This window comes from Thermodesulfitimonas sp. (assembly GCF_052743955.1).
In genome coordinates, this window is the sequence record NZ_JBRAIN010000010.1 from 1 (window position 1) to 16,765 (window position 16,765).

Annotated in this window: 16 protein-coding genes and 1 pseudogene; all 17 read right to left on the minus strand. The window is 62.1% G+C overall.

All coding sequences use genetic code 11. The annotated features are described in order from the left end of the window. Positions 1 to 110: 110 nt before the first annotated feature. Positions 111 to 2,168, minus strand: a complete 2,058-nt coding sequence (locus ACUVTA_RS01635; RefSeq protein ID WP_445951244.1) for a bifunctional 4-hydroxy-3-methylbut-2-enyl diphosphate reductase/30S ribosomal protein S1 — start codon at positions 2,166 to 2,168, stop codon at positions 111 to 113. Then, complete coding sequence (locus tag ACUVTA_RS01640; protein WP_445951245.1) at positions 2,158 to 2,751, minus strand: lysophospholipid acyltransferase family protein; 594 nt, start codon at positions 2,749 to 2,751, stop codon at positions 2,158 to 2,160. Before ACUVTA_RS01640 ends, ACUVTA_RS01635 begins: the two co-directional genes overlap by 11 nt. 4 nt (positions 2,752 to 2,755) lie before the next feature. After that, positions 2,756 to 3,418, minus strand: coding sequence for a (d)CMP kinase (gene cmk, locus ACUVTA_RS01645; protein WP_445951246.1), 663 nt, complete (start codon positions 3,416 to 3,418; stop codon positions 2,756 to 2,758). Positions 3,419 to 3,484: 66 nt separating this feature from the next. Then, on the minus strand, positions 3,485 to 4,792 hold the full coding sequence (gene aroA / locus ACUVTA_RS01650; protein WP_445951247.1) for a 3-phosphoshikimate 1-carboxyvinyltransferase: 1,308 nt from the start codon (positions 4,790 to 4,792) through the stop codon (positions 3,485 to 3,487). An 89-nt stretch (positions 4,793 to 4,881) separates the two neighbouring features. Further along, positions 4,882 to 5,976: a prephenate dehydrogenase/arogenate dehydrogenase family protein gene (locus tag ACUVTA_RS01655; RefSeq protein ID WP_445951248.1), complete on the minus strand. Its 1,095-nt coding sequence runs from the start codon at positions 5,974 to 5,976 to the stop codon at positions 4,882 to 4,884. A 16-nt stretch (positions 5,977 to 5,992) separates the two neighbouring features. After that, positions 5,993 to 6,817 carry a prephenate dehydratase gene (pheA, locus tag ACUVTA_RS01660; RefSeq protein WP_445951249.1) on the minus strand — a complete coding sequence of 275 codons (825 nt, stop codon included), beginning with the start codon at positions 6,815 to 6,817 and terminating at the stop codon, positions 5,993 to 5,995. Beyond that, positions 6,817 to 7,833: a 3-deoxy-7-phosphoheptulonate synthase gene (gene aroF, locus ACUVTA_RS01665; RefSeq protein ID WP_445951250.1), complete on the minus strand. Its 1,017-nt coding sequence runs from the start codon at positions 7,831 to 7,833 to the stop codon at positions 6,817 to 6,819. Before aroF ends, pheA begins: the two co-directional genes overlap by 1 nt. Before the next feature lie 19 nt (positions 7,834 to 7,852). Beyond that, a complete protein-coding gene (hisC, locus tag ACUVTA_RS01670) occupies positions 7,853 to 8,938 on the minus strand; it encodes a histidinol-phosphate transaminase (protein WP_445951251.1) in 1,086 nt (361 codons plus the stop codon). Between the two features lie 159 nt (positions 8,939 to 9,097). Continuing rightward, positions 9,098 to 9,886 carry a tryptophan synthase subunit alpha gene (gene trpA, locus ACUVTA_RS01675; protein WP_445951252.1) on the minus strand — a complete coding sequence of 263 codons (789 nt, stop codon included), beginning with the start codon at positions 9,884 to 9,886 and terminating at the stop codon, positions 9,098 to 9,100. After that, positions 9,883 to 11,070 (minus strand): tryptophan synthase subunit beta, encoded by a 1,188-nt coding sequence (gene trpB, locus ACUVTA_RS01680; protein WP_445951253.1) that lies wholly within the window; start codon positions 11,068 to 11,070, stop codon positions 9,883 to 9,885. The genes trpA and trpB overlap by 4 nt, the downstream gene beginning before the upstream one ends. Next, on the minus strand, positions 11,070 to 11,687 hold the full coding sequence (locus ACUVTA_RS01685; protein WP_445951254.1) for a phosphoribosylanthranilate isomerase: 618 nt from the start codon (positions 11,685 to 11,687) through the stop codon (positions 11,070 to 11,072). The genes trpB and ACUVTA_RS01685 overlap by 1 nt, the downstream gene beginning before the upstream one ends. A 28-nt stretch (positions 11,688 to 11,715) precedes the next feature. Further along, the gene (gene trpC / locus ACUVTA_RS01690; protein ID WP_445951255.1) at positions 11,716 to 12,519 is read right to left on the minus strand and encodes an indole-3-glycerol phosphate synthase TrpC; all 804 of its coding nucleotides are present in this window, start codon (positions 12,517 to 12,519) and stop codon (positions 11,716 to 11,718) included. Further along, positions 12,520 to 13,536: an anthranilate phosphoribosyltransferase gene (gene trpD, locus ACUVTA_RS01695; RefSeq protein ID WP_445951268.1), complete on the minus strand. Its 1,017-nt coding sequence runs from the start codon at positions 13,534 to 13,536 to the stop codon at positions 12,520 to 12,522. Positions 13,537 to 13,558: 22 nt separating this feature from the next. After that, positions 13,559 to 14,128 (minus strand): aminodeoxychorismate/anthranilate synthase component II, encoded by a 570-nt coding sequence (gene pabA / locus ACUVTA_RS01700; protein WP_445951256.1) that lies wholly within the window; start codon positions 14,126 to 14,128, stop codon positions 13,559 to 13,561. A 45-nt stretch (positions 14,129 to 14,173) separates the two neighbouring features. After that, positions 14,174 to 15,766: an anthranilate synthase component I gene (gene trpE / locus ACUVTA_RS01705; RefSeq protein WP_445951257.1), complete on the minus strand. Its 1,593-nt coding sequence runs from the start codon at positions 15,764 to 15,766 to the stop codon at positions 14,174 to 14,176. A gap of 114 nt (positions 15,767 to 15,880) precedes the next feature. Continuing rightward, positions 15,881 to 16,108 (minus strand): small, acid-soluble spore protein, alpha/beta type, encoded by a 228-nt coding sequence (locus tag ACUVTA_RS01710; protein ID WP_445951258.1) that lies wholly within the window; start codon positions 16,106 to 16,108, stop codon positions 15,881 to 15,883. Between the two features lie 207 nt (positions 16,109 to 16,315). Beyond that, positions 16,316 to 16,765, minus strand: a pseudogene (locus ACUVTA_RS01715) (hypothetical protein); the annotation flags it as partial.

A 16,765-nucleotide genomic window follows, 5' to 3' on the forward strand; every position in this document is an offset into this window, starting at 1 on the left:
TAAAAGTTTCAGGCTTGAAAATGGCCGAAACGCCGGGACCGAATCTCGTTCCGGCCCCGCTCTTTTCTACGGTTACCTCATAGCCCAGCCTTCTATCTCAGGGTAACCCTTTAATCCGAAATCGCGTCGTCGGAGAAATCAGGACCTCCTTCATCCCCGGTTCCCTCTACCTCTGTTTCCGCCGGGGTTACCGCACTAGCGTAATCGACAGTCATGCTATCTTCCGTGGTCTGCTGCTCAGCTACGGTCACATCCTCTTCCTTCCGGATGGCGTCGCGCAAGGAGAGCCGGATGCGTCGCCCAGCAGGATCAACGCTAAGAACCCGGAGCGTAACCCTGTCCCCTTCGTTAAGCACATCCTCCGGCTTCTCTACGTGCCAGTCGGCGAAATGGGAGATATGCACCAGCCCTTCCACACCCGGTTCAAGCTCCACAAAAGCACCGAAGGGCGCTAGTCGAACCACCTTTGCCTCTACCAGGCTGCCCACGGGGTACTTTTCCGCTACCGTCTCCCAGGGGTCGGGAATTACCTGTTTCCGGGAAAGGCTGATCTTTTCGTTCTCCCGGTCGATCTTAATCACCTTAACTTCGATCTCCTGGCCGACCTTCAAAACCTCCGCCGGATGGTTGACCCGGTGCCAAGCAATCTCCGAAATGTGCAGTAAGCCGTCTAAGCCCCCGATGTCCACAAAGGCGCCGAACGAGGTGAGTCGCCGCACAATGCCTTTTACCACCGCACCTTCTTGGAGGGAGTTGAATAGTTCCTCGCGTTTCCGCTGGTATTCCTCTTCGAGAATGGCCTTACGAGAAAGGACAACCTTTTTACGCGCCCGGTTAAGCTCGATAACCTTACAGGTCACCTTCTGGCCCAAATATTTCGACAGGTCTTCCACGTAACCCCGGTCGACAAGGGAGGCAGGTAGAAAGGCCCGAACGCCTAGATCCACAATCACCCCGCCTTTCACCACCTCCCGCACAACCCCTTCAACGGGCATCCCTTTCGTGAAGGCTTCCTGCAATCTCACCCAGGCTTTCTCTGCATCCGCGCGGCCCTTAGAAAGAATGACGCGGCCTTCGTGGTCTTCGGCCTTGACCACCCAGACATCTATTTCATCCCCCACACTCACGACCTCGTGCGGGGAGGAAATCTCGCAGCAGGACAACTCCCGGAGCGGGATAATACCTTCTGTCTTGCCCCCTACGTCTACAAGCACCTCGTTCTGGTCAATCGCCACCACCACTCCCCTAACGATCTCGCCGCCGCGCAGGGTCCGGAAATCGGCCATCTGCATCTCTTCCCGCGCATTTTCCGCCAGTTCCTTCATTCGCCTTTCTACCTCCTCGATAATCCAATCAGGTGTGGACGCCCCGGCAGTCAGCCCCGCCACCCGCGCCCCGGCAAACCACTCCGATTTGAGCTGGTCGGCGGTTTCGATATGGTAAGTCGGCGTGCCGCTCTCGCGACAGATCGCCGCTAACTTCCGGGTATTGGCGCTATCATAGCCACCTACCACCACCATCACGTCGACCTGGGCAGCAAGCTCACGCGCTGCTTGCTGCCGCTCGGCAGTCGCGTGGCAGATGGTGCTGAAAACCCGGAGTTCGGAAGGCCTCTCTTCGGCTTCCTCAACTAGCCGGCGCCGGAGTACCGCTACTACCGCCTCGAAATTGTCAAGCGGCTGTGTGGTCTGCGCGATAACTCCAACCCGCGGGAAAAACGGCAGACGGACAGCCTCCTCCGGGCCTTCCACCACCTGCGCCCGTCCCCCGGCCCAGCCGACGATACCCCGCACCTCCGGGTGTTCCCGGTCGCCAACCACAACTACCGTGTAGCCCTGCTCAGTGAGGTTCCGTGCCAGTTCCTGCGCCCGTTTTACAAAAGGGCAGGTAGCGTCCACTACCTTCAAGCCTAATTCTTGAGCGGCTGCAAGAACTTCGGGGTCTACCCCGTGAGACCGGATAACTAAGGTCCCCGCCGCCGCGGCCGCCAAGTCTTGAACTACCTCAATCCCCTTCTCAGCCAACAGCCTGACCACCTGGGGATTGTGGATCAGGGGGCCCAGGGTAAAAATCCGCCCGGCATTTTCCGCGCGGGCCTGCAGCGCCAGCTCTATCGCCCGCTTCACCCCAAAGCAAAAGCCCGCCGCCGCTGCTCTTTTAACCTCCATCAGTACCTACTTCCATTAGCGCGGCAATCGCCGCCATCATTTTCTCGCCCCCGGCCGTTATCTCTGCGCGGGACGGCTTTCCGCCCCCAGACGTCAGAAAGAAAGGCCTACCCACCCTAACTCTTACCCGACCGCAGAGGCCCCGGGTGCCGATAAGGGCAACCGGAACCACCGGCGCCCCGCTCCGCAGCGCCAGCATCGCCGCCCCTGGCTGCGCAGGCAGGAGCTTTCCCGTATGGCTGCGCGTTCCTTCGGGGAATATCCCGACGACGTGACCGCGCATTAGGTGATCAAGCGCTATTTTAAACGCCCGGCGGTCATAAACTTCACGCCGCACCGGAAAGGCGCCCAAAAGGCGCAAGAGCAGACCGAAAAACGGTATTCGGAAAAGCTCTTCTTTGGCCATGAAGTAGACCCGCCGCGGCAGCGCTGTTCCCAGCACCACCGGGTCCCAGTAACTTTGGTGGTTCGCAATTACGATAACCGCTCCCTCGCGCGGCAGGTTCGCCGTCCCTTCTACCTTCCACCGCCGCAGGACCAGGAGCAGCACTTTGCATAAACCCCAGGCAAACCAGTAAACCACCGCTTTAGCCCCCGCGCACTAGCGCCGCCATCTCCGCCACCACCTGATCGGGGCTTTTGCCTGTGGTATCGATCACCACCGCATCGGACGCCGGCATTAGTGGCGCCACCGCACGCGACGCGTCCCAGGCATCCCGCGCCGCAATCTCCCTAATCTGCTCTTCGAGGGTCACAGCGTATCCCTGCCCAGTAATCTCGAGGAAGCGGCGGCGCGCTCTTTCTTCAACCGACGCCGTGAGAAAAAACTTTTTCTCGGCGTCAGGCAGCACCACCGTACCGATATCCCGCCCCTCCATCACCACCCGGCCGGATGCCGCCATGGCCCGCTGTTTTGTGGTAAGCTGCTGCCGCACCCCGGGAACCTGCGCCACCACGGATACAAAACGCGAAACCGCGGGCGTCCGGATCTCCCGCGTCACCTCGCGCCCGTTCAGAAAAACCTTTAAAGTCATCCCGTCCGGCTGCCAGACCTGTTCGATCGTAAGGCTTTTAGCCAGACGCGCCAGTGCTTCTGGATCGTCACCAGGAACCCCCGCCGCGAGAGCCGCCAGGGCAACCGCGCGGTACATCGCTCCCGTATCGATATAGTTATAGCCGAGGAGTCCCGCCAGCTTTTTAGCTACCGTGCTCTTCCCGGCACCTGCCGGGCCGTCGATCGCGATCCGCAAAGCCGTACTCTGCCCTTTCTTGCCTTCGCTGATTTGAATTCGACACTGCCTATAGATTTCCTTTTTCTAAGCTAAAATTTCCGTATCAACCGCCGCACCAAGGCGCCTAAGCACGGTCACAAAACCAGGGAAAGAAACATTAATCGCCCCAGCGTTCTGAACAACCGTCTCGCCTGTGGCGGCAAGGCCTGCCACCGCTAGCGCCATCGCCACCCGGTGGTCCCCGTAACTCTCCACCGTCGTTCCTCTTAGCGGCTTCCCGCCGCGGATAACCAGCCCGTCAGGCAACTCTGCAACGTCTACCCCCAAGCGCGCCAGTTCTACCGCCATCGTCTGCAACCGGTTCGACTCTTTATACTTGAGCTCGGCAGCGTCGCGGATCACCGTCTCGCCAGCGGCATACGCCGCCGCTACCGTTAGCACAGGGATTTCGTCGATGAGGCGCGGGATCAGTTCGCCGCCCACCTGCGTTCCGCGCAACAGCCCGGAATAGACGGTAATGTCGCCCCACGGTTCAGGCCCGGTACCCCGCACCTCGATCTCGATCCGGGCTCCCATCGCCCGCAGCGCGTCGAGGATCCCGGTCCGGGTCGGGTTAAGGCCCACCCCTTTTACGGTCACCGCAGCGTCCGGCACAATACAGGCGGCAACCAGCAGGAAGGCGGCCGAGGAAATATCGCCGGGGACCCGTACCGACATCCCTTTTAGCACCGGTCCACCCCGAACCGCAACGGTAAGCCCGTTCCGCTTGACGGGCGCACCAAAAAGCTCCAGCATCCTTTCGGTATGGTCGCGGGAAAGCGCCGGCTCGGTTACCACCGTCTCTCCGGCGGCATAAAGTCCCGCTAAAAGAACCGCCGACTTTACCTGGGCGCTCGCCACCGGCGAAGTAAACTCGATGGGCTTGAGTCCCCCGCCACTAACCGCAAGGGGGGCAAGTTCTCCGCCAGCCCGCGCCATAATCTGGGCCCCCATCGCCCGCAGCGGCTGGACCACCCGGCCCATCGGTCGCCGGCGGAGGCTCGCATCGCCGGTGATGACACTGAAAAAAGGCTGCCCCGCAAGGATGCCGAGAAGCAGCCGCATCGTAGTACCGGAATTTTTCGCGTCGAGGATGTCGGCGGGCTCGGTGAGCCCGTGCAGCCCGCGCCCTTCAACCCGCACGCGCCCCGCCTCCGGCTCCGTGATCGCCACCCCCAGCGCGCGCAGGCAGGCCAGGGTAGCCAAACAGTCCTCACCGGCGAGAAAATTCTTGATCACCGTTTCTCCTTCCGCAATCGCCCCTAACATGAGCGCCCGGTGGGAGATCGATTTATCGCCGGGGACCTCGACCTCACCTTGCAGGGTGTGTGCCGGCTTGATTTTGAGCCACAAAGAAACCCCTCCCCTGATAGTCGTTCAACCTTATACTGACAGACCTTCCGGGCCCGTTCGGCATTCTACGTTCTACGTTTATTAAGATCTTACCGTTTCCGGGTTTCAATGCCGCTGGCCCGCAACAGGCGCACCGCCTCTTCCTGGTCGGCAGCCCTGGCAAAACCGAGCCTGATCGTGCCGCCTTCCCCTTCCCGCACCCGGAGAATCTCGATGTCGCTGATATTGATACCGGCATCACCAAGAATCCCCGCCAGCCGGGCTATCACGCCTGGCCGGTCGGGAACAGTCACCACAATCTCGTAAAGCTCCGGCAGGTAGCCCTTGCTCTTGGCCGGCACCGTCCGGCGCACCTCTTGCGCGCGCCGCAGCCACCCTTCCACACCCGTGCCGTCGCCCGCAGCGATCAGAGCCGCAAGTTCGCCCAGCGCCTCCCGGTAGCGGCCGATCATGGTCAAGACGGCATCGCTGTTGGAGAGAAGGATATCCCGCCACAGCGCCGGATCCCCTCCCGCCACCCGGGTGGTATCCCGAAAGCCCCCCGCGGCCAGAGGCAGCAGTGCCTCCCGCTCGGGAAGCGCCCCAATGGTATTGACGAGGACCGCAGCCACGCAGTGGGGAAGGTGGCTCACCGCCGCGACGTAAAAATCGTGCGCCTCGGGCGAAAGCTCTATTACCCGGGCTCCGACACCTGCGGCCAGCGCCCGGACCTTCGCCACCGCGTCCTGCTCGGTAGCGGGGGTCGGGGTCAGGATATAGTAGGCATTTTCAAAAAGGTAAGGGTCGGCACTTTCCACCCCGGTTCGCTCCGAGCCAGCCATCGGGTGGCCCCCCACAAAAGAAAAACCCCGGGCGCGGGCGATGGGCTCGGCCGCCCGCACGATGGCCGCCTTGGTGCTCCCCACGTCCGTAACCACGGTCCCCGCACCAAGATAAGGAGCTACCGCCTCTACCATCGGGATCACCGTGCCGACCGGTGTGGCCACCACGACAAGCGCCGCGCCCGCCACCGCCTCTAACGCAGTCGTCACCCTGTCGACTGCTCCAACCTCCAGCGCTACCCGGAGCTTTTCCGCGCTCCGCCCGACGCCCACCACTTCTTCTGCCAGACCGACGCGCTTAAGCGCCATCCCGAGGGAGCCGCCGATCAACCCCACACCGATAATCGCAACCCGTCCGAGCACCTTATCGCCTTCCCCCTCACTCCCAGCGCGGGTAAGAACCAAGAACCTTAAAAAAAGTGCTCATTTCTATTATCGCCGCCAGGGCCGCCGCTACGGGCGCGTCCTCCCTGTGGCCCTCACAATCGATAAAAAAGATATAGTGCCCGATGCTGCGCCGCGCCGGGCGGGATTCGATTTTGGTCAGGTTGATCCCGCGCTGGGCGAATTCGCCCAGCGCCGCGTAAAGCGCGCCCGGCCGGTCGTGCCGCAGCGAAAAGGCGATCGAGGTCTTGTCCTTCCCCGTCCTGGAAGCGGGTTCGCGCCCGATCACCACGAAACGGGTTTCATTTTCGGCGCTATCCTGAATCGCCCGGGCCACCACGACCAGCCCGTAGCGCTCTGCCGCCTCCTCGGTGCCAATGGCGGCCCAGGATGCGTCGGCGGAAGCCACCAGCCGGGCCGCCTCTGCCGTGCTGGTGGTCGCTTCCCGGGCCACCCCCGGCAGCTCTCGCTCCAGGAACGCCCGGCACTGCGCCAGCGCGTGCGGGTGGGAAAGCACCCGCGTAAAGTGCCCGGGGCGTCGGGCGAGAAGGTGGTGGACGACCGGCAGGATTACCTCGCCCACGATGACCACCGCCGGGTCCCGGACGAGAAGGTCGAGCGTCACGTTCACGCTGCCTTCAAGGGAATTCTCGACGGGGACAACCCCCGCCGCCACCTCCCCCGCCGCCACCGCACCGAAAAGCTCCGGTATCTCGGCATAAGGGACCCCTTCGTAATCCTGGCCCGAATAAAAACGGGCCATCGCCTGCGCCGTAAAGGTTCCCGATGGCCCTAAAAAGCCAACCCGCAAAACGGCCACTAAAGCGTCCTCCCTAACGCCGCCGCTATCCGTCGCAGATCATCCATCATTGCGGCAAAGTTTTCGGGCGTAAGCGATTGCGCCCCGTCGCAGAGCGCTGCCGCCGGGTTGGGGTGAACCTCCACTAACAAGCCGTCGGCCCCCGCCGCGATCGCCGCCCGGCACATTGGCGCCACGAACTTCCAGCGCCCAAGGCCGTGGCTCGGGTCGACCACCACCGGCAGGTGCGACAGGTGCTTCACTACCGGGACCGCCGAAAGGTCGAGGGTATTGCGGGTATAGGTTTCGAAGCTGCGGATGCCCCGCTCGCATAGGATCACGTTGAAGTTACCGTTAGTGAGGATGTATTCGGCCGCCATCAGCCACTCCTCAATGGTCGCTGACAAGCCGCGCTTGAGGAGCACCGGCCGGTTAACCTTGCCAACCTCCTTCAAGAGGTCGAAATTCTGCATGTTCCGGGTGCCGATCTGAATGATATCCGCGTACGCCGCAACCAGAGGCAGGGTGCGGATATCCATTACCTCCGTCACGATTTTGAGCCCGAACTTCTCGCGCGCCTCGGCCAAAATCTTGAGTCCTTCTTCGCCTAACCCTTGGAAAGAGTAAGGGGAGGTGCGCGGTTTAAACGCGCCGCCGCGCAGGATCGTTGCGCCCGCGGCTTTAACCTTTTCGGCCGCCGTCAGCAACTGCTCCCGGCTCTCCACGGCGCACGGTCCGGCCATAACGTGGATCCTCTCGCCGCCGATCACGATACCGTCTCCCAGGTCGATAACCGTCCTGTCGGCGCGGAAGGAACGGCTGGCCATCTTGTAGGGTTGAAGAATGGGGATCACCTCTTCCACCCCCGGCAACACCTCCAGGGCAACCTCCTTTAGCCTCCGCTCGTCCCCGATAACCCCGATAATCGTCTTTTCCACGCCCCGCGAAAGGTGGGCCTTGAAACCTTCGTCCTCGATCCGCCTGATTACGCCTTCAATCTCCTGTTCCGTAGCGTTGTTCGCCATTACGATGATCATTCAATACTCCACCTCCGTTTTACTCCGCCAAAACCTTTTCTATCGCCGCCACAAAGCGGGCGTTCTGCGCCGCCGTGCCGATCGTCACCCGCAGGTGCGTCGGATACCCGAAACCGCCCCGGATAATGACGCCCTCCGCCAGCAGCCGCCGGAAGACTACCCGCTCATCCCGACCGGCGTCGAAGAAGATGAAGTTCGCCTCCGTCGGCACGTAAGGAATCCCCCGCGCCCCGAAAGCCTGGTAGAGAAATCGCTTGCCTTCCTCGTTCGTCTTTTTCGTGAGCGTCACGAACTCCTCGTCCTCTAACGCAGCCAGCGCGGCCTCCTGGGCTAGGGCGTTAACGTTGAAGGGCTCCCGCACCCGGTTGAGATAGCTGACAAGCCGTGGCGACCCAACGCCGTAGCCGACCCGCAGCCCCGCCAGACCGTACATCTTAGAAAAGGTTCGCAGCACCATCACGTTGTAACCCCTGCGGTAGTAATCAAGGCCGTCGGGGTAGTCCGGGTGGGTGACGTACTCGAAATAAGCCTCGTCAAAAACAACCAGAACCGCCGGGTCGAGGCGCCCGAGCAGCCAATCAACCTCCTGCCGCGTGACAATCGTTCCCGTCGGGTTGTTCGGGTTGCAGAGATAAATCATCTTGGTTTTCGGCCCCACCCGGGCGGCCATCGCTTCGATATCGATCCGGAAATCTTTAAGCGGCACCTCCACGGGCACCGCCCCCATCAGCCGGGCGAGGGGCTCATAACGCGGGAAGGTTGGGACCGGCATTACCACCTCGTCGCCCGGTTCCAAAAGCGCTAGCGACAGCATCTGGACGAGCTCGTTGGAGCCGTTGCCGACGAGCACGGCATCAAATTCAACCCCGAGCCGGGCCGCCAGCGCCTGGCGCAGCCGGTAAGCGCTGCCGTCCGGATAGAAATTCAGCTGGCTGATCGCTGCGGCCACAGCCGCCATCGCCCGCGGCGAGGGACCGAGCGGGTTCTCATTAGAAGCCAATTTAACGATGTCTTCGAGGCCCAGCTCCCGCTTGACCTCTTCGATAGGCTTACCCGGCTGGTAAACCGCCAGGCTATCAAGACAACCGCGCACCTTGATTTCCATACCGCCTCATTCCCCGGTTTTTGAACCATCTTACCATAGTCCTATTGGCAGGACAATCCTTTATTAAGACCTGTACTGTTTGCTCGCCACGCTCTTCTCCGTGCCGGCCTGCCTTGCCAGGATCGGCCTCACGAAAACAACTACCCGGCATAAGGGGATCTATCCCCGCGGGCTTAAAGCCTGCTTCAGAGCCGCGGTGAACCTTCCTACCTCCTCGAAAGCCCCGTCGCCAATAAGGCGGACTATGGCGCTGCCGACCACCACCGCGTCGCAGAAGGGAGCGAGCCGCGCCGCCGCTTCGGGACCCGAAACCCCGAAACCGATCGCCACCGGCAGGTCAGTGTGCTGGCGGATAGTTTGGCTTAAACTCTTCAGATCCGTCTCGATCGTCTCCCGCATTCCCGTCACGCCGGTAACCGAAACGCAGTAGATGAAGCCCCGCGCCCGCGCGCAGATCGCCGCAATCCGGGAAGGGGTACTGGTAGGCGCCACTAAAGGAATGAGATCGATCCCGTAATGGTCCGCAGCGTGCAGCAGCGGCCCGCTCTCTTCATAGGGGAGGTCGGGCACGATTATCCCGTCCACACCAGTTTCCGCCGCCCGCCGGCAGAAGGCTTCGAGCCCCTGTTGGAAGACCGGGTTGTAGTAAGTCATCAGCACTAGCGGTGCTGCAACCGCCGCTCGCACTTGGGCCACCATTCCCAGGATCTTAGCGACCGTCACTCCCCCCGCAAGCGCCCGGTTTGCCGCCGCCTGAATCACCGGTCCGTCAGCCAGAGGGTCGGAGAAAGGAATCCCCACCTCGATAATATCGGCACCCGCCTGGTCCATCGCCGTAATGAGCGCCGCCGTCCGCTCCAGGTCCGGATCGCCAGCGGTAAGATAGGTAATGAGACCTTTCGCGCCCCGTTTTCGCAAACCGGTGAAAGTCGCGGCTATCCGGCTCATAGCTTCAACCCCTTTACCCGGGCCACCGTTTCCACATCCTTATCCCCCCGGCCCGAAAGGTTTACTACCACCACCGCGTCGGGCGGCAACATAGGCGCCAGCCGCACCACTTCGGCCACCGCGTGCGCGCTCTCGAGGGCGGGGAGGATCCCTTCGGTCTTGCTCAGCAGTTCGAAAGCCGCGAGCGCCTCCGCGTCGGTAGCGGTGGTATAAGTTACCCGGCCCGTCTCCTTGAGGTAGGCGTGCTCCGGTCCTACCCCCGGGTAATCCAGCCCGGCGGAAATCGAGTGGGCAAGGTTTATCTGGCCGTCCGCATCCTGAAGGACGTAGCTCAAAGAGCCGTGCAGCACCCCGGGGCGGCCGCAGTTAAGCGTCGCCGCGTGGCGCCCCGTCGCCAGACCCTCGCCGGCCGCCTCCACCCCGACCAGCCGCACCGCCGGCTCGTTAAGAAACGGGTAAAAGATGCCCATAGCGTTCGACCCCCCCCCAACGCAAGCCACAATCACGTCAGGCAGCCGTCCGGTTTCCCGGCGGACTTGCTCCCGCGTCTCCCGCCCGATCACCGCCTGAAAATCCCGCACGATCATCGGGTAAGGGTGGGGGCCGGCGACCGAGCCGATCAGGTAGTAGGTGTCCCGGACGTTGGTCACCCAGTCGCGGATCGCTTCGTTCATCGCGTCCTTCAACGTCCGGCTTCCGGCACCCACCGGGATTACCTGCGCGCCTAAAAGCTGCATCCGGATCACATTGAGCCGCTGCCGGACGATATCTTCTTCTCCCATGTAAATGGCACACTCAAAACCTAAAAGCGCCGCTGCCGTAGCCGTAGCTACCCCGTGCTGGCCGGCACCCGTTTCGGCGATCACCCGCCGCTTCCCCATCCGCTTCGCCAAAAGCGCCTGCCCGATCGTGTTGTTTATCTTGTGGGCGCCAGTATGGTTTAAGTCCTCCCGCTTGAGGTATATCCGGGCCCCGCCCAGGTGGGCGGTGAGCCGCGCCGCGAAATAAAGTGGTGTCGGCCGCCCCACGTAATCCTTGAGGTACCATTGAAGCTCGCTCTGAAAGCCGGGGTCGTCTTTGACGGCCGCGTAAGCCGCCGTTAGCTCTTCGAGCGCCGGCATAAGCGTCTCGGGCACAAACCGGCCCCCGAAACAGCCGTAATACCCCCGCGCATCTGGCAGCATTAGAAAACCTCCTTCGCCCGCTGAATGAATAACCGGATCCTGGCCGGGTCCTTCCGGCCCCCGGTTTCAACCCCGCTTGAGACATCGACCGCATAGGGCCGCACCCGCCGTACCGCTTCCGCCACGTTCTCCGGGGTAAGGCCCCCGGCGAGGACCAACGGTGCGGGGAAAACCTTTCCCGCCAGCAGTCCCCAGTCAAAAGCCTTGCCGGTGCCCCCTGCCATCCCGGGAACAAAGGTGTCCAGGAGCAGCGCCTGAACCGGGTAGGCATCCAGCCCGACTAGGTCCTGCGGTCCCTTTACCCGCAGCGCCTTGATCACCCGGATGCCACCATCCCCCAACGCCGCACAGTAGCCGGGGGGTTCCGTTCCGTGAAGCTGGACCGCGCCGAGCCCGCAGTAGACGGCGATCTCCTTTACCACTTCAAGGGGGGCGTCAACGAAAACCCCGACCGGCACCACGAAAGGCGGTAGGGCCGCCACAATCTGCCGGACCGTCTCCGGCGTTACCTGCCGCCGGCTGGCCGCGAAAACAAAGCCCAGCGCGTCGGCCCCAGCCGCGACCGCCACCCGTGCGGTTTCTACGTCCTGGATACCGCAGATCTTCACCCGCACCACCAGCGCTTACCTCACTTAGCGTTAGCTGTTAACCTATATCCTCATAGCTGCCTTCTGCACCGGCAGCGACAAGTTCCCGCAGCTTTGCCCCGATGTCGGGCGCAGCCATCAGCGCTTCCCCGACGAGCGCCGCATTCACCCCGTGCTTTTTTAACGCCTGCATCGCCAACGGCGAGCTGATACCGCTCTCGCTCACCACCACCACCTCCGGCGGGAGATAGCGTTTTAGCCGGAAGGTGGTCTTAATATCGGTAGTGAAACTCTTCAGATCGCGGTTGTTGATCCCGATCACGGTCGCCCCGGCGGCCAATGCCCGGGCGATCTCTTCCTCCGTATGCGTCTCCACGAGCGCCTCCATCCCGAGCTGCCGCGCCAGCCCCAAAAACTCCGTTAGCTCCCGCTGCCGGAGGATACGCACAATCAAAAGGATGGCGTCGGCACCTAACTGCCGGGCCTCGTAAATCTGGTACGGGTCAAGAATAAAATCCTTGCAGAGAAGAGGCAGCTCTGTTACCCGCCGCACCAGACGCAAAAATTCTGGGTGCCCCCGGAAAAAGCGCTCGTCCGTTAAAACCGAAATCGCCGCCGCCCCTGCGGCCGCGTAAATCTTGGCCACCGCCACCGGGTTGACATCCGGACGGATGAACCCTTTCGACGGTGACGCCCGCTTAATTTCGGCGATCACCGCTACCCGCCCCGGCTGGCGGAGCGCAGCCCGAAAGTCACGCGGCGGTGGGGTAAATGCGAGGGCCGCCGTGAGAACCTCCGGGGGGCAGACCGCCTTCCGTCGGGCGATCTCGGCGCGTTTATGTTCGATAATATCGCCTAGCACCTATCCCACGCTCCAGCTCTGAGCTACGTACTCTTCCATCTTGGCGCGCGCCGCGCCGGAAGCCAGCGCCCTACATGCGAGCTGGAGCCCCTCGCGCACATCCGCCGCCATCCCCGCCGCCACTAACGCAAAGGCCGCGTTTAGCGCCACCGCGTCACTACGTGGCCCCGCTTCACCCTCAAGAATCCTGCGGGTGATGGCGGCGTTTTCTGCCGCCGTCCCGCCCTGTAGCGCCGCCAGCGGGCAGCGTCCCACGCCGTACGCGAGCGGGTCGAGGACCCCGCGTCGGACCGCCCCGTCTACCACTTCGGCGTAAAGCACCTCACCCACCGGCGAGACCTCGTCAAGCCCTCCCGCGCCGTGAACCACAAAGGCCCGCTTCACCCCGAGGAGGGAGAGAACCGCCGCCACCAGATCCACCAGTTCGGGCGCGTAAACGCCCACCACCTGGGCCTGGGCCCCGGCGGGATTGCAGAGCGGCCCGAGGATGTTGAAAACAGTCCGCAGGCCCAGTTCCCGGCGGGGGCCCGCCGCGTGCTTCATCGCCGGGTGGCAGAGGGGCGCGAAGAAAAAGCCAAAACCGACCGTATCCAGGCACTGCCCGGCCGCAGCCGGCGGCAGGTCGATTTTTGCCCCGAGCGCCTCAAGGAGATCGGCGCTCCCCGCCCGGCTCGAAACAGAACGGTTGCCGTGCTTCGCCACCGGGCAGCCGCACGCGGCAACCACGAAGGCCGCGGTGGTCGAAATATTGAACGTATGGGCGCCGTCGCCACCCGTACCGCAGGTATCGACCAGCAGCGGGTGGCGCGACCGGTAACCCACCGCTTTCTCCCGCATCGCCCGGGCGAAGCCGGCCACTTCCGGCGCCGTCTCCCCCTTCATCCGCAACGCCACCAAGAAGGCACCGATCTGCGCCGGCGTAGCCGCGCCCCCCATAATCTCTTCCATCACCGCTTGCGCCTCTTCGACCGTCAGGTTTTCCCCGGCCACCACCTTGGCCAGCGCCTCTTTGAGCATCCCTTTCAACCCCTTTCTCCCGTTACTCTGTAAGGCGCAAAAAATTCCGCAGCAGCTCTTTCCCGTATTCCGTAAGGATCGACTCCGGGTGAAACTGCACCCCTTCCACCGGCAACTCCCGGTGCCGGAGGCCCATGATCTCTCCCTCCGCCGTCCAGGCACTCACCGCGAGCACCGGCGGCAGGTCCTCGGGAGCGACAATGAGGGAATGGTACCGGGTCGCCGTGAAGGGAGAGGGTATGCCTCGGAAAATGGTCTGCCCGTCGTGGTGAATTGGCGACGTCTTCCCGTGCATCAGCCGCGCCGCCCGCACCACGCGGCCCCCAAAGGCCTGGGCGATCGCCTGGTGCCCGAGGCAAACGCCGAGAATCGGAATTTTCCCGGCGAAGTACGCGATCAGGTCCAGACAAATACCCGCCTCGTTAGGCGTGCAGGGCCCCGGCGAAAGGACGATGTGGGAGGGATTAAGCCGCGCAATCATCTCAAGGGTAATCGCGTCATTCCGGTAAACCTGCACCTCCGCCCCGATCTCCGCCAGGTACTGCACAAGATTGTAAGTAAAGGAATCGTAATTGTCGATCATTAAAACCAAGGCCAGCACCCCTCAAATCTTAGACAAGGTTAATCATTTGGCTAACTACTTTACTAGTACCGGCGAAAACTCTTTTTCTTCAGAGGCCACCGCAGACCACCCCGGAGCTCCGAGCGTGGTAAGGAGCGCCTGCGCTTTGTTGAGCGTTTCGACATACTCCCGCTCCGGCTCGGAATCGGCGACAATTCCCGCCCCGGCCTGCACGTAAGCCTTTCCTTGGTGGATAACCAGCGTGCGGATAGCGATACAGGTGTCGAGATTCCCGGTAAAGCTCAGGTAACCCACCGCCCCGGCGTATATCCCGCGCCGGACCGGCTCTAGCTCTTCGATGATTTCCATCGCCCGCACCTTCGGCGCCCCCGAAACCGTCCCCGCGGGAAAGGAGGCGACCAGTGCGTCAAGCGCCGTATATTCCGGTGCCAGGCGGCCCTCAACTCCGGAAACAATATGGATCACGTGGGAGTACTTCTCGATGGTCATAAACTCGGGAACGCGAACCGTTCCCGGCAGGCAGACCCGGCCCAGATCGTTCCGGCCCAGATCTACTAACATGATGTGCTCCGCCCGCTCCTTCGGGTCACTCAGCAGCTCGCGGGCCAGAGCCTCGTCGGCCGCGGCATCCTGCCCCCGCGGGCGTGTACCGGCAATCGGGCGCGTCTGGATAACCCCTTCCTCCACCCGGATCAGCATCTCCGGCGAGGAACCGACCACCACCGGGTCGCCGAGGTCAAGGTAGAAAAGATAGGGGGAGGGGTTAATCATCCGCAGCCGCCGGTAAACCTCAAAGGGATCGCCGGTAAACTCCTGCGCGAACCGCTGGGATAAAACCACCTGGAGGATGTCGCCCGCCCGGATGTACTCCTTGGCACGGCGCACCGCCGCCAGGAATTCCTCCTTTTCCATGTTGGCGACCACACGGGCCGGCGCTTCCGGCAAGCCAACCGCCCCCTCTAATCCTACCGGCCGGGAAAGGTCAGTCAGCACCGCCCCGATCTTTTCCTGGGCCTCCCGGTAAGCCCTCTCGGGATCACCGCCGGGGCGGGTATTCACCACCACTACCAGCCTGTGTTTGACGTGGTCGAAGGCGAGCACTACCCGGGTAAAGATAAGGTGGCAGTCGTCAAGCCCCAGGTCGTCGACAGCCCGCACCGGCAGGCGCTCAAAGTGGCGGACGAGATCGTAGCCGAAGTAGCCCACCCCGCCGCCGTAAAAGCGCGGTAGGCCCGGAAGACGCGGCCCGCGAAGCTTGGCGAGCAACTCGCCCAGAACCCCTATCGGGGAGCCGGTGAAGCGCTGTTTCTTCCCTTCGCCCAGCACCGTACCGCTTTTCCCCCGGGCACGGAAGACAAGAAAGGGCTCGTAGCCGATAAAACTGTATCGTCCTAAAAACTCGCCGCCGGCAACGCTTTCGAGGAGGTAGGCGGGCGACGAAGCGATCTTTTTGAAGACCGCGATCGGGGTTTCTAAGTCCGCCGCTACTTCCCGGAAAACCGGGACCACGTCGTAATTCCTACTCAGGCGCAGGTATTCCTCCCGGGGCGGATAAATCACGCTGCCCACTCCCTTCACCGCAAAAAAATAAGCCAGCACCCAGAATGAGTGCTGGCAGAACTCGCAAAGCCGCCTTCCCAGCCTCATCTGCGCTCTTCTCAAACTCATCTCCGCTCGGCTAAACCTTATTCAGTTACGAGAAAGTTTACCTGCTCCGAGCTACCTCTGTCAACCCCCGGCAGAAAAAATTTTTCCTTGCTCTTAAAAACGCTCCCCTCGCCGGAGGGCCTCCTCAGCGTCTCTGATCATCACGCGGACCATCTGGCCGCCGATCTTGCCGCCTACCCGGCCGCAGTCCTTCGCGACGATATTCCCCCAGTAGCCATCCTCGATCTGGGATGTCAAGCCGAGCTCCGCGGCCACCTCGTATTTAAAGCGGTCCAGAACCGCTTCCGGTAAAAGCTTCTTCTGCGGGAAAAACTGCGCCATCCCCCTCACCTCCGCACCATTTTAGCGCTTTCAACCCCGCTTCTTCGCCGCCACCTTACTTTATCTCCGGTTACCCTGCGGCTTGCCTTACGCTTTTCCGGCTTCCAGGACCCTCTATCCCGTTTCCTTCTTTCCGGCCAGCCCTTGAGAACACTCTCTTCGTGACAGACAGGCACTTAAACTCCCTATATTATGTTAACTTCTTTCTCATCTTTTTATAGCGACGAAAATTTTCCAGAAAATAAAAAATAAACGCGCGTAATCCTCCCGCCGCAAAACCCCGGTGAGAATTAAGACGGTGAGGTAAACAGTTCCGGCCAGCAAAAGCGCTACCCCAAGACTCAAAAGCAGCCCCGTCTCCCGGGCAGCAAAGAAAGTATGGCCCCACTTAAGGACCAAAGCCGCTGGAAGCGTTGCCACAAGCGGCTTTAGAAACACTTCCCCGACGCCAGGTGAGCAGCCAGTCAATTGCCAAAGGTCAACGAGGTTGAGGAGACTCATTACGGCAAAACCGACAACGACCGCCGCCGCGGCCCCCCGAATGCCACAACCCGGCAGCCCAGTCAGGAAGTAGATGCCGGTGAGTTTAAAAATCGAGGCCACCACGAGGTTCCGGAAGGGCACAAGCGGCCGGCCCAATCCCTGGAGAATCCCGGT